We start from the raw sequence: 12,724 nt of genomic DNA, 5'->3' as shown, positions 1-12,724 counted from the left end.
GCGAGCAAGCATGAACATCGATTTTGATCAGTTCCAGCCCGTTGTGGGCGAGTTGCCCGCCAGCGTCCACATGATCGGCATCGGTGGCGCCGGAATGTCCGGCGTGGCGCGAATCCTGCTGGCGCGCGGAGTTCGTGTCACAGGCTCCGACATGAAGGAATCCCGCGCCGTCGTGGGGCTTCGGGCGATGGGCGCGGAGATTGCGATTGGGCATGACCGGGCGAACCTCGAGCTAGCGGGGGAGCAGGACTTTCCCGAGGCCGTGGTGATTTCCTTCGCGGCGATCCCGAAGACTAACCCGGAGTTGGCGGGGGCTGCCGAGCTGAATATCCCGGTTTTGAAGCGCTCCGACGTGTTGGCTCTGCTGATGCAGGACAGCGATGCGGTCTTGATTGCCGGTACACATGGAAAGACGTCGACAACCTCGATGTCGGTGGCAGCTCTACAGGCTGCGGGGCTCGACCCGTCCTTCGCAGTCGGCGGGCTGATGTCCAAGGCCGGAGTAAACGCGCACCAGGGCACCGGCGAGGTATTCGTTGCAGAAGCCGACGAATCGGACGCATCTCTGCTGACTTACCAGCCGAAGGTCGCTGTGGTAACCAACATCGAGCCGGATCACCTGGACTTCTTCGGCGATGCCGAGACCTACTACCGAGTGTTCGACGCATTTGCCCAGCGTATCAAGCCGGGTGGCCGCCTTGTCGTGTGCGCGGAGGACCCGCACGCAGCGGCACTCGGCGAGCGCGCAGTGGATTCGGGCCTCGAGGTTCTGGCCTATGGCGGCGAGGAATCCTTTGCAGAGCATCCTAGCCTTCCCCGCGGCGCCGTCCTTCACGGGTGGACGCCGGCGGGCGGGGGCGCGCGAGTAGAGGCCTCCGTCGATGGCCGCAACGTGGTCTTCGAGCTGCACCAGCCCGGCCGCCATATGGCGCTCAACGCGCTTGCCGCGATGGTCGCCGGTAACTGCGTGGGTGCGGACCTGGAGCGCATGGCGCGTGGGCTCGGCGAGTTCACGGGCGTTCGTCGCCGCTTCGACTACCACGGCTCGGTCTCGACCGGGCAGTTCTCGGGTGTTCGCGTCTACGACGACTACGCACACCACCCGACTGAGGTCGCCGCGGTGCTCGGCGCCGCCCGCGAGCTGGTCACGCAGGCCGGAAAGGGCGAGGTCGTGGCCGTATTTCAGCCGCACCTGTACTCGCGCACCCGAAACTTTGCCGACGAGTTCGCAGCGGCGCTGTCGCTGGCGGACAAGGCCGTCATTCTCGATGTCTACGGCGCGCGTGAGGAGCCGCTGCCGGGTGTCGACGGCGGGCTGCTCGCGGGCAAGGTGACCATCCCGGTCGTCTACGAACCACACTTCACCTCCGTTCCCACGCGGGTGCGCGAGATTGCGGCCGCGGACGATGTCATTCTGACCATCGGTGCAGGTTCTGTGACCATGCTCGCCGACGAGATTCTGGGGGAGCTCGACGAATGAGGCGCTCGACAGCCCGTGACAGGAAAGACCGGACCGATGAGGAGGTCGTCGGCAAGCGCGGCTCCCGAAAGAAGCTCGGCCTTCTGGCCGGGGCAGTGGTAGCGGTTATTGCTATTGCGGTCGGCGTGGTGTGGTTTTCCCCGCTCTTTGTGGTCAAGCAGGTCAATGTCGAGGGCGCTGTGCACGCCGACGTCGAGGCCGTTAAGCAGAAAAGCGGGATTGAGCTGGGGCAGAAGCTGGTCAGTCTCGACACCACCGGTGCCGCGCGCTCTGTTGCGGGTGAGCCCTGGGTGAGCAAGGTAACTGTGTCGAGGTCGTGGCCGTCTAGCGCCACTGTGCAGATTGAGGAGTATGTCCCGGCTCTATTCATGCGGGCGACCGATGGCGAACACCTCTTTTCTGACACAGGCAGAGAGTTCGTCACCGCCCCTCCGCCGCCGGGCACCGTTGAATTGATTGAGGCACCGCGCGTCGATCAGCCGGAAGACGGCAAGATTGATCCCGAGCCGGCCGTGGTCGAGGCTGCGTTGAAGGTTCTGAAGGCTCTTCCGGAGTCGATTCGCGGGCGGGTCGAGGCAGTCTCCGCCCCGTCTCCCGCCGAGCTTCGGATTCTGCTTCACGACGGTTTCCAGGTCTACTTCGGCTCCGCGGACAATGTGGAGGAGAAGGCGAAGGCGGCGGAGATCGTTTTAGAGCGTGGCGAGAAAAATTGGGACGTTTCGAACCCTCAAATGCCAGTGGCGAAGGGTGAAAATTAGGCCTTCCGCGGCCGGTCGGTGTGAATACCGTGAAGCACTGGTAACCAATGTGGTTTGAGGGGCTAAACCCTGGCCCTCAAGTGCAGGTTTAAGGTAGCGACACGCGCCCAAACGGTCGCTGAAATTTCCGCCAATTTCGACCACAATGGGGCCAACAGTAATTAGGCCATGGAGCAGCTTTTAGGCCATGGAGCCTCCGTAAAGCATTAGGACAAGGAAGGGCGAGAACCACGCAATGACCTCCCCGAACAATTACCTCGCCGTTATCAAGGTCGTCGGTGTCGGCGGCGGCGGCGTCAACGCCGTCAACCGCATGATCGAGGAGGGGCTGAAGGGCGTCGAATTTATCGCGGTGAATACCGACTCGCAGGCCCTGATGTTCTCTGACGCGGACGTGAAGCTCGACATCGGACGCGAGGCAACTCGCGGCCTCGGTGCCGGCGCCAACCCGGAGGTTGGACGTACCTCCGCAGAGGACCACAAGGACGAGATCGAGGAGACCCTCAAGGGCGCCGACATGGTCTTCGTCACTGCTGGCGAAGGTGGCGGCACGGGTACCGGCGCAGCCCCGGTTGTTGCGAGCATCGCCAAGAAGTCCGGCGCGTTGACCGTCGGCGTGGTGACCAAGCCGTTCGACTTCGAAGGTAAGCGCCGCGCGCGCCAGGCCGCCGAGGGTATCGAGACCCTCAAGGAGGTCTGTGACACCCTCATCACCATCCCGAACCAGCGCCTGCTGCAGATTGGCGAGTCCGACCTGTCGATGATGGACGCATTCCGCTTCGCGGATGAGATCCTCTACAACGGTGTCCAGGGCATCACCGACCTGATTACCATCCCGGGCATGATCAACGTCGACTTCGCCGACGTCCGCTCCGTTATGGCCGAGGCCGGTTCCGCTCTCATGGGTGTCGGCTCCGCACGCGGCGATGACCGGGTGATGAACGCCGCAACGCAGGCGATTAACTCTCCGCTGCTCGAGTCCACCATGGACGGCGCTCAGGGCGTTCTGATTTCCGTCGCAGGTGGCTCCGACCTCGGCCTGATGGAGGTCAACGCGGCCGCCTCGATCGTCGAAGAAAAGGCCGACCCGGACGCCAACATCATCTTCGGTACCATCATCGACGACAACCTGGGCGACGAGGTTCGCGTCACCGTTATCGCTACCGGCTTCGAGCAGGGCAACGGCAACCCGGTCGATAACTCAGCCAACGCTCGCCCGGCCTCGGAGAAGGCTGCCGACGCCCGCCCGGCGTCCGCATCCTCTCTGCGCGAGGCCGCCCCGCGCGAGCCGCGAGAGGGCGACGCTCTGCCAGGCGGAGACAACCTGGGAGAGGGCGTTCGCCGCGAGGAGGAGCGCCTTCCGGTTTCCGATGACCGCGATCGCTTCGCTCCGCGCAGTTCCTCTGCTGCCTCCCGTGGGCTGTTCACCGATGGCCCGTCCACCCGTGGACAGGATAGCCGCAGCTACCGCGGTGCTCACCGCTACGAGGATCGGGAGGAGCGCGAAGACCGCCGCGGCGGCTACCAGGCCTCCAACGACCTTCCGGAGTGGGGATTCTAAGTACTGTGAGTGATTCAACCCGTCGCAGCCGAAAACTATTCACGAACCGGCGCGGCGGGTTTTCGCTGCCTCCGTACGGTTCTTTCAACCTCGGAGCCCACGTCGGCGACGACTCGGTCGCAGTTGAGAAAAACCGGCAGCGCCTCGCCGATGGAATGGGAATCGCCCGCGAGCGTTTCGTGTACATGGAGCAAATTCACTCCAACACTGTCACCGTCGTCGACGGTCCGGTCAGCGCAGCCGTCCCCGCCACGGACGCGCTAGTTACCACCACGCCGGGGCTGGCCTTGGTCGTGCTCGTCGCCGACTGCGTCCCCGTATTGCTTTCCGACGATGTCGCCGGCGTCGCCGCGGCGGTACACGCCGGCCGGATTGGGGCGCGTAACGGCATCGTGCGCAGGTCGGTAGAGAAGATGGTGGAGCTCGGAGCGCGGCCCGAAAACATTCACGCCCTGCTAGGGCCCGCTGCGAGCGGGGCCCGCTACGAGGTTCCGGAGCCGATGGCTGTGGACGTCGAAAAGCATCTGCCGGGCTCGAAGGTGTGGACGCAGCAGGGGACCGCGGGGATTGATGTGCGCGCGGGGCTGATTCGGCAGCTCTATGGCCTGGGGGTTTCACATGTAAATGTCGAGCCCAGCTGCACGATCGGCAGCGAGGAATATTTTTCCTACAGGAGAGAGGGTGCAACCGGGCGTCAGGCCGGGGTAGTGGTGCTTCCGGAATAGCCGTTAAAAGGAGCGCGGAGGAGAAATTGCAATGTTGTAATTTTGCCTCCGCGTTTTCGCGTGTCTGCGTGTTAAACGGTCCATAAGCCCGGTAGGTTGTGTGTTAACAACACGCGGCACTCGCCGCAAATGACAGATTTTCGCGAAGACTAAAAACCGAGAAGGACGTGGGCAGAGCATGGCTGATTTTTTCCGAGGCGTGTCGAACTTCTTCGGCCTGACCCCGACGGACGCCGAAGCGGCGTACGAGGACGAGCGCTACGACGACTTTGACCGTCGCGACGACAGGCGTTACGACGGCGAGTACGGCAGAGCTCACCGCGAGGAGCGTCGCCCGCGCTACGAACTGCGTGACCAGGAGCCGCGCGAGCGCGAGTCTCGCTACTCCCGTCTGGAGCCGGTCGAGGAAGTCAAGGAGCCGGAACACGTCTTCATCAAGCCGGAGAGTGGTTTCCAGGACAAGTACTCCAAGGCGCCGGAGATTGGTAGCCACTTCCGCGATGGTGACATTGTTACGTTCGACCTCAGTGATCTCGACCCGGTAGAGCAGAAGCGCTACGTTGACTTCGTTGCGGGCCTGGTCTTCGGGCTGCGTGGCCGCATTAAGGCAGATGGCTCGGTGTTCACGCTGTTTCCGAACGGCTGCGATGTCAACGAGGCCCAGTACGATCGCATGTCCGGTTAGGGCGATTAGTTAGACTGTTTCTGTGCATTCAGTACTTTTAGTCCTTCTCATCCTCCTGCAGCTTTTTACTTACCTGCTGCTAGCCCGCATCGTGATTGAGATGATTCAGTCCTTCTCCAGGTCGTGGAGGCCTGGGCGGGTCTTCTCTTCGATAGGTGAGGTAATTTTCGTAATTACCGACCCACCGGTGAAGTTGTTGCGCCGTCTCATTCCCCCGATGCCAATGGGCGGGCTCATGATGGACATGTCCGTTCTTGTTCTGTTCTTCATCCTCATGATTGCCCGTTTTGTTATCGTCACTCTGATTTAGCGCCCCGGGCCCCTGGTCCCGGGGGTGTATATCGGGGGCATGAAATGTGGCCTTCAGTTGGTTGGTCCCAGCTGAAGGCCTTTCGCGTATTTGGAGAATGTTACTCTGCGCAAAGATGCAGGGTAAGGACGAGGTTTAGAGTTTTGCGTCTGAAGGGTCACAAGACAATTTCTGTGAAAATTATAGAAAGTAGTCCTTCGAAGGTGAGTAGCATGGTTAGACCAGGTAACATAGCTTCGGTAAACAGTAACTACTGAAAAACTGTTGAAATACTGTCCGCTTAAAGTGAAGGGGAACTCACCATGCCGTTGACTCCGGCTGATGTGCATAATGTGGCTTTTAGCAAGCCTCCAATTGGCAAGCGCGGTTACAACGAGGACGAGGTAGACCAGTTCCTCGATCTTGTTGAGGACGCACTGGGTGAGCTCCAGGACGAAAATGCGGATCTGCGCGTGCGCGTCGAGGAACTCGAGCGCGAAGTAGAGCAGGCTCGCTCCGGTTCCGGCTCCGTAGCCGCAGCGCCGGCTGCCGCCGCTGCTACTACCTCTGATGTCGACGAGGCAAGGCTGCGCAAGGAGATTGAGGCGGAGCTGCGCGCTTCCTACAAGGAGCGCCTGGCAAAGCAGGAAGAGGAGCTCGAGGCCAAGTACCGCGAGCGCCTTGAGGCTGCGGAGCGCCGCGCTGAGCAGGCTGAAAAGTCGGAGGCTAAAGCTTCCGATTCCACCGAGTCCGCACCGCAGGCTGCTGCAGCTGCAGCCGCACCGGCTTCCAACGGTGCCGCTACCCCTGAGACCCACATGCAGGCCGCTCGCGTCCTGGGTCTGGCTCAGGAGATGGCGGACCGCATGACCGGAGACGCACAGGCTGAGGCTGATCAGCTGCTCTCCACTGCCCGCGAGGACGCCGAGCGTACCGTAACCGAGGCCAACGCTGAGGCTGAGCGCACTCTGACCGAAGCCCGCAACGAGGCTGAGTCCACCCTGGCTGACGCACGTCAGCGCAGCGAGCAGATGCTGAGCGAGGCTCGCGAAGAGTCCGAGTCCACGCTGACCGACGCTCGCCAGCGCAGCGACCAGATGATTAGCGACGCTGATGCTCGCTCCGCAGCGACCATCACCTCCGCTCAGGAGAAGGCAACTGCTCTGCAGCGGGATGCCGAGCGCAAGCACAGCGAGATCATGACGACCGTCAAGGAGCAGCAGACTGCTCTCGAGGGTCGCATCGAGGAGCTGCACATCTTCGAGCGCGAGTACCGCACCCGCCTCAAGACCTTCCTTGAGTCGCAGCTGGATGACCTCAACTCTCGCGAGTCCGCGGCACCGGCAGACGGATACAACAACTAGCCTTACAAGGCTAGCGCTTAGAGGGGGTCTCCCGCTTGGGAGGCCCCTTTTTATTGCGCATCTTTATGAGCAGAAACTTTGCTGCTACAATACAATCCAAATGCACTATGATCCGGCAATCACCGGGGAGTGCTCCGGAAGAACGGCGTCATTCGCTTCCCTGGAAAATGCCCGGGGAATTGCGCTGTTGCTCAGTAGAACCGGACGGTTGAGCACCGTTACATGCTTTAAAAATTAAGCGGATTCTTCGTCGGCATAACGCTGGCAACCCAGGCGGTTGACGTCGTTAGGCGAAGAATTAAGCGGGGTGGTACCGCGTTTTCCTTCCACGCGTCAGGCAGGCGCAAGTGGAGATGAGCGTCCCCGTGGTGGAAATTGAAGTTCTTCGACCACGGAAGTGACGCGATCGTGACTGATTCTCAAGACATAAACGCCCACGAGGCGACCCCGGCAGGTGGGGCTTACCCGCGCACCGATGCCTTCGGTAAGTACCCTTCCAGCCCGAAGTTCCCGGAGCTCGAGGAAAAGGTTCTGGACTTCTGGGCAAAGGATGACACCTTCCAGTCGTCTATTGACCAGCGCGACGGTGCCGAAGAGTACGTCTTCTACGACGGCCCGCCGTTTGCAAACGGCCTGCCGCACTACGGACACCTCCTGACCGGTTATGTCAAGGACATCGTCCCGCGCTACCAGACCATGCGGGGCTACCAGGTCGGGCGTGTCTTCGGCTGGGATTGCCACGGCCTGCCAGCGGAGCTCGAGGCGGAGAAGCAGCTCGGCATCAAGGACAAGGGCCAGATCGAGGAGATGGGCCTGGCCAACTTCAACAAGTACTGCGCCGAGTCTGTCCTGCGTTACGCGGGCGAGTGGAAGGAATACGTCACTCGTCAGGCCCGTTGGGTTGACTTCGACGGCGGCTACAAGACCATGGACATGTCCTACATGGAGTCCGTGATCTGGGCCTTCAAGGAGCTCTACAAGAAAGGCCTGGTTTACCAGGGCTTCCGCGTCCTGCCGTACTCGTGGGCGGAGCACACCCCGCTATCCAACCAGGAGACCCGCCTGGATGACTCCTACAAAATGCGCCAGGACCCGACCCTGACCGTTACCTTCCCAATCACCGGTGCTAAGGCCGGCACCGCCGGCGAGAAGACGCTCGAGCAGCACCCGGTGCTTGCCGATGCCTCCGCGATCGCCTGGACCACGACTCCGTGGACCCTGCCGTCGAACCTTGCGCTCGCGGTCAACCCCAAGGTCTCCTACGTCGTGGTCAAGGTTAGTGCCGATAGCTCCGTGCCGGAGTTTGCCGGTAAGACCTTCCTGCTGGCAGAGCCGCTGATGGGGCAGTACTCCAAGGAGCTCGGCTCCGAGGCTGAGGTGCTGGACACTTTCGCGGGCGCGGAGCTCGAAGGCATCACCTACGAGCCAATCTTCGGCTACTTCGCCGACCACCCGAACGCATTCCAGATCCTGATCGCGGACTACGTCACTACCGAGGACGGCACCGGTATAGTCCACCAGGCCCCGGCCTTCGGTGAGGACGATATGAACACCTGTAACGACTACGGCATCGACGTGATCATCCCTGTCGACATGGACGGCAAGTTCACCTCCCAGGTGCCGGAGTACGCGGGCGAGCTGGTCTTCGACGCCAACAAGGACATCATCCGCGACCTGAAGTCCGCCGGCCGCGTTGTCCAGCACCGTACTATCGAGCACTCCTACCCGCACTCCTGGCGCTCCGGTGAGCCGCTGATCTACATGGCGCTGCCCAGCTGGTTCGTGTCCGTGACCAAGATCCGGGAGCGCATGGTCGAGCTGAACCACGAGGGCATCGAGTGGATGCCGGAGCACGTCCGCGATGGCCAGTTTGGCAAGTGGCTGGAAGGTGCCCGTGACTGGAACATCTCGCGTACCCGCTACTGGGGTTCGCCAATCCCGGTGTGGGTCTCCGACAACGACGAGTACCCGCGTGTCGATGTCTACGGCTCCCTCGATGAGCTTGAGGCGGACTTCGGCGTGCGCCCGTCCACGCTGCACCGCCCGGAGATCGACGAGCTGGTCCGACCGAACCCGGACGACCCGACCGGCAAGTCCATGATGCGCCGTGTCCCGGACGTCCTGGATGTCTGGTTCGACTCGGGCTCCATGCCGTTCGCGCAGTTCCACTACCCGTTCGAGAACAAGGAGTGGTTCGAGTCCCATGCGCCTGCGGACTTCATCGTCGAGTACATTGGCCAGTCCCGCGGATGGTTTTACCTGCTCCACGTCCTGTCCGTCGCACTGTTCGACCGCCCGGCGTTCAAGAAGGTCGTCGCCCACGGCATCGTGCTGGGCGATGACGGCAACAAGATGAGTAAGTCCAAGCGCAACTACCCGGATGTCAACGAGGTCTTCGACCGCGACGGCTCCGACGCGATGCGCTGGTTCCTCATGTCCAGCCCAATCCTGCGCGGCGGCAACCTGATTGTGACCGAGCAGGGCATCCGCGAGGGCGTGCGCCAGGCGCTGCTGCCGATGTGGAACGCCTTCTCTTTCCTTCAGCTCTACGCCTCCAAGCCGGCAGAGTGGTCCGTTGACTCGGACAACGTGCTCGACCGCTACATCCTGGCGAAGCTCTCGGCCACCGTTCGCGCGGTCACCGAGAGCCTGGACAACACGGACATCGCCGGCGCCACCGACGAGGTGCGCCAGTTCTGTGACGCTCTGACCAACTGGTATGTGCGCCGCTCCCGCGATCGCTTCTGGGCCGGCGACGTCAAGCACCCGGAGGCGTTCAACACCCTCTACACGGTACTCGAGGTCCTGACCCGCGTCGCGGCCCCGCTGCTGCCGATGGCCACCGAGGTCATCTGGAAGTCGCTGACCGGCGGTCGTTCGGTTCACCTGGAGGATTGGCCGGATGTCACCAAGCTGCCGGCTGACGATGAGCTTGTCGAGTCCATGGACATCGTCCGTAACGTCTGCTCGGCCACCTCCCGCATCCGCAAGACCAACCACCTGCGCAACCGCCTGCCGCTGAAGAAGCTGACGGTCGCGTTCCCGGATGCCGGTCGCCTGAGCGACTTCACCGACATCATCTCCTCCGAGGTCAACGTCGATGAGGTCGAGTTCACCGACGATGTCGACTCGGTCGGTCGTTTCGAGGTTTCCGTCAACGCTCGCGTCGCAGGCCCGCGCCTGGGCAAGGACGTCCAGAAGGTCATCAAGGCCGTCAAGTCCGGTAACTACGAGGTCGTCGACGGCGTCGTTGTCGCGGATGGCATCGCGCTTGCCGACGGCGAGTACAGCCGCAACCTAGTTGCCCTGTCGCCGGATTCGACCGCAGAGGTCGACGGCTCCGAGGGCCTCGTCGTGCTCGACACTGAGCTGAACGAGGATCTGGAGTCCCGTGGCTGGGCAGCTGACCGCATCCGTGGCCTGCAGGACGCGCGTAAGAACGCAGGCCTGGATGTCACCGACCGTATCTCGGTGAGGCTGCAGGTCCCAGCCGACCGTGAGGGGTGGGCGAAGCGTCACGCCGACCTGATCGCCCGTGAGGTCCTCGCGACCTCCTTCGAGATCGTCGCAGGCGGGGAATCCCTGACCTACGATGTCGCGGACGGCGCTTCGGCGGATATCGCAAAGCAGTAGCAATCCCGTAGTGGTCTTTCCCCGGCAGTTTCCGGGGAAAGTCTGCGTGACCAGGAAGCAATAGGGGCGGCTTTGATGACACAGCGTTGGGTGCTGCACATAGACATGGATGCTTTCTTCGCGTCCGTGGAGCAGCTCACCCGACCCACGCTTCGGGGCCGCCCCGTTTTGGTGGGTGGACTCGGCGGCCGCGGAGTCGTCGCAGGATGCTCTTACGAGGCGCGCGCCTACGGCGCCCATTCCGCGATGCCCATGGCGCGGGCTCGCCGACTGATGCCCCTAACCGCGGTCACAGTCAGCCCGCGCAAGGGCATCTACGGCCCCGTGTCCCGGCGAGTATTTTCCGTCATCCGGGCCCGTGTGCCCGTTGTCGAGCAACTCAGCGTGGACGAGGCGTTCATGGAGCCCGAAGAGCTCTACGGCGCCAGCAAGGACGAGGTAATTGCGTGGGCGCAGTCCCTGCGAGAGGAGATTCGGGAGGAGACCTCGCTGGCATCGTCGATAGGCGCGGGAGCGGGGAAGCAGTTCGCGAAGATTTCCTCGGGGCTGGCTAAGCCGGACGGCGTTTACGTGCTGGAGCCGGAGCGAAATCATGAGCTATTGCATCCGCTGCCGGTGGAGAAACTCTGGGGCATCGGGCCTGTGTCGGCGGCGAAGCTGCACGCGCTCGGGGTAGAGACCATTGGCGATTTCGCCGCGATGGAGCAGCGCGATGTCGAGGTGTCGCTGTCATCGAAGACTGGGTTAGCCCTGTGGAGGCTCGCGCAGGGGCACGACGATCGGCCGGTGAAGGAGCGTGACGTCGCGAAGTCCGTGTCTGCCGAGTACACCTACCCGCAGGACTTGGAGTCGAAGGCACAGCTGCATTCGGCGGTGGATCGGGCGGGGGACTCGGCGTTCCGGCGTCTGCTCAAGGACGGGCGAGGCGCGCGGACGATTACCTGCAAAGTCCGGCTCGCTGACCTGAGCATCCACACTCGCTCGGAGACCCTGACTTACGCCACTCAGGACAAACAGACCCTGATGGCCGTGGCTCATCGCATCGCCTTCACGCCGGCGGAGGTCGGCCCGGTGCGGCTGGTCGGCGTGGGGTTTTCCGGCCTGGACTCGCACCTGCAGGAAGTTCTTTTCCCAGAGCTAGATCGCAGCGTCACCGTGGAAGACCGGGTGCCGGGGCCCGCGCTTGCCGACGTCCCGGCCGGCCTCGTCGAGGTAGGCGATTCCGGGGCTCTGCCGACGGTGCGATTGTCGGACTCCAAATGGGTGCCCACCTCGGACGTGCATCACAGCGAGTACGGCCACGGTTGGGTGCAGGGCTCGGGGCATGGCATTGTCACGGTTCGGTTCGAAAGCCGCTCCTCGGGCCCCGGCCGTATGATTACCTTGAAGGAGGACGACCCGGGCCTGCGCCCGTGCTCCGCGGTGTGCAGTCTGGACTGGCCCGAGTGGTTGGCCTCCGACGAGGAGGCCGCGCTAGATTTGCCGAATGTGTCGGAGGAGACTGCCGAGGAGAAGCTGCGCTAGCCCTGGTCTCAAGCCCCGTACACTGGGAGAGCATGAGCGATAACACCCGAGCGATCGAAGAGCTGGAGGCCTCCCGACGAGCCTCCCTGCGCAATACCGACCGGAACTCCAACCCGCCGCTTACCCTTCCCGACGATGGTAAGGACAACCGGCAGCGCATGCTGGACGGCGACTGGTACATCGCGGATCATCCGGAATCGAAGGCGATTAATCAGCGCATCGGGACGGTCGCGGCAGAGTTCGAGCGGGCATTCCATGAGGACCAGGAAGCGGCGCAGAAGGTGCTCGCCGAGGCGCTGGGGTCCTTCGGCGAGGGCAGCACAATCCGTCCACCGATTTACCTGGATTACGGGGACAACTTCCACGTCGGGGCGGACGTGTTCGTCAACTTTGGGCTGACGGTGCTCGACGTGGTGAAAGTGACGTTGGGAGATAGCGTCCAGATTGGCCCGAACGTGCAGCTACTGCCGCCGGTGCATCCCCTGCCAGCCAAGGCTCGGGCGGCTTACCTAGAGTCCGGTGACGAAATCGAAATTGGTGACAACGTCTGGATCGGCGGCGGCGCTATCATCCTCGGAGGAGTCCGCATCGGGGCAAACTCCGTGGTCGCAGCAGGGGCCGTGGTGACTAAGGACGTTCCCGAGAGCGTCGTGGTGGCCGGAAATCCGGCAAAGATTATCCGCCTGATTGATCAAAACGTGTAGC

Annotated in this window: 10 protein-coding genes; all 10 read left to right on the top strand. The window is 62.7% G+C overall.

Features of this window, described 5'->3' with window-relative positions:
* Positions 1–10 precede the first annotated feature (10 nt).
* The gene (gene murC / locus CLAC_RS07715) at positions 11–1,480 is read left to right on the top strand and encodes a UDP-N-acetylmuramate--L-alanine ligase (protein ID WP_053412410.1); all 1,470 of its coding nucleotides are present in this window, start codon (positions 11–13) and stop codon (positions 1,478–1,480) included.
* Positions 1,477–2,238 carry a cell division protein FtsQ/DivIB gene (locus CLAC_RS07710; RefSeq protein WP_053412409.1) on the top strand — a complete coding sequence of 254 codons (762 nt, stop codon included), beginning with the start codon at positions 1,477–1,479 and terminating at the stop codon, positions 2,236–2,238. Before murC ends, CLAC_RS07710 begins: the two co-directional genes overlap by 4 nt.
* Before the next feature lie 235 nt (positions 2,239–2,473).
* Entirely contained in the window at positions 2,474–3,799 is a 1,326-nt protein-coding gene (ftsZ, locus tag CLAC_RS07705) for a cell division protein FtsZ (RefSeq protein WP_053412408.1), read from the top strand.
* Positions 3,800–3,804: 5 nt separating this feature from the next.
* Positions 3,805–4,524, top strand: coding sequence for a peptidoglycan editing factor PgeF (gene pgeF, locus CLAC_RS07700; protein WP_053412407.1), 720 nt, complete (start codon positions 3,805–3,807; stop codon positions 4,522–4,524).
* A gap of 178 nt (positions 4,525–4,702) precedes the next feature.
* Entirely contained in the window at positions 4,703–5,209 is a 507-nt protein-coding gene (sepF, locus tag CLAC_RS07695) for a cell division protein SepF (protein ID WP_053412406.1), read from the top strand.
* 22 nt (positions 5,210–5,231) lie between these two features.
* Positions 5,232–5,519, top strand: a complete 288-nt coding sequence (locus tag CLAC_RS07690) for a YggT family protein (protein WP_053412405.1) — start codon at positions 5,232–5,234, stop codon at positions 5,517–5,519.
* Positions 5,520–5,821: 302 nt separating this feature from the next.
* A complete protein-coding gene (locus CLAC_RS07685) occupies positions 5,822–6,862 on the top strand; it encodes a DivIVA domain-containing protein (RefSeq protein ID WP_053412404.1) in 1,041 nt (346 codons plus the stop codon).
* Positions 6,863–7,270: 408 nt separating this feature from the next.
* Positions 7,271–10,495: an isoleucine--tRNA ligase gene (gene ileS / locus CLAC_RS07680; RefSeq protein ID WP_245621836.1), complete on the top strand. Its 3,225-nt coding sequence runs from the start codon at positions 7,271–7,273 to the stop codon at positions 10,493–10,495.
* A 75-nt stretch (positions 10,496–10,570) separates the two neighbouring features.
* The gene (locus tag CLAC_RS07675; protein ID WP_053412403.1) at positions 10,571–12,019 is read left to right on the top strand and encodes a DNA polymerase IV; all 1,449 of its coding nucleotides are present in this window, start codon (positions 10,571–10,573) and stop codon (positions 12,017–12,019) included.
* A 32-nt stretch (positions 12,020–12,051) separates the two neighbouring features.
* Entirely contained in the window at positions 12,052–12,723 is a 672-nt protein-coding gene (locus CLAC_RS07670) for a sugar O-acetyltransferase (protein WP_082313241.1), read from the top strand.
* Position 12,724: the final 1 nt, after the last annotated feature.

The sequence above is a fragment of the Corynebacterium lactis RW2-5 genome, from assembly GCF_001274895.1.
GTDB classification, from domain to species: domain Bacteria; phylum Actinomycetota; class Actinomycetes; order Mycobacteriales; family Mycobacteriaceae; genus Corynebacterium; species Corynebacterium lactis.
Note: the sequence above shows the minus strand (reverse complement) of the source record. Positions and strands in the feature narration are given on the sequence as shown.

Coding starts and splice junctions, on each gene's coding strand:
- ftsZ (WP_053412408.1), top strand. CDS start 2,474: ATGACCTCCCCGAACAATTACCTCGCCGTTATCAAGGTCGTCGGTGTC.
- CLAC_RS07710 (WP_053412409.1), top strand. CDS start 1,477: ATGAGGCGCTCGACAGCCCGTGACAGGAAAGACCGGACCGATGAGGAG.
- murC (WP_053412410.1), top strand. CDS start 11: ATGAACATCGATTTTGATCAGTTCCAGCCCGTTGTGGGCGAGTTGCCC.
- CLAC_RS07675 (WP_053412403.1), top strand. CDS start 10,571: ATGACACAGCGTTGGGTGCTGCACATAGACATGGATGCTTTCTTCGCG.
- sepF (WP_053412406.1), top strand. CDS start 4,703: ATGGCTGATTTTTTCCGAGGCGTGTCGAACTTCTTCGGCCTGACCCCG.
- CLAC_RS07685 (WP_053412404.1), top strand. CDS start 5,822: ATGCCGTTGACTCCGGCTGATGTGCATAATGTGGCTTTTAGCAAGCCT.
- CLAC_RS07670 (WP_082313241.1), top strand. CDS start 12,052: ATGAGCGATAACACCCGAGCGATCGAAGAGCTGGAGGCCTCCCGACGA.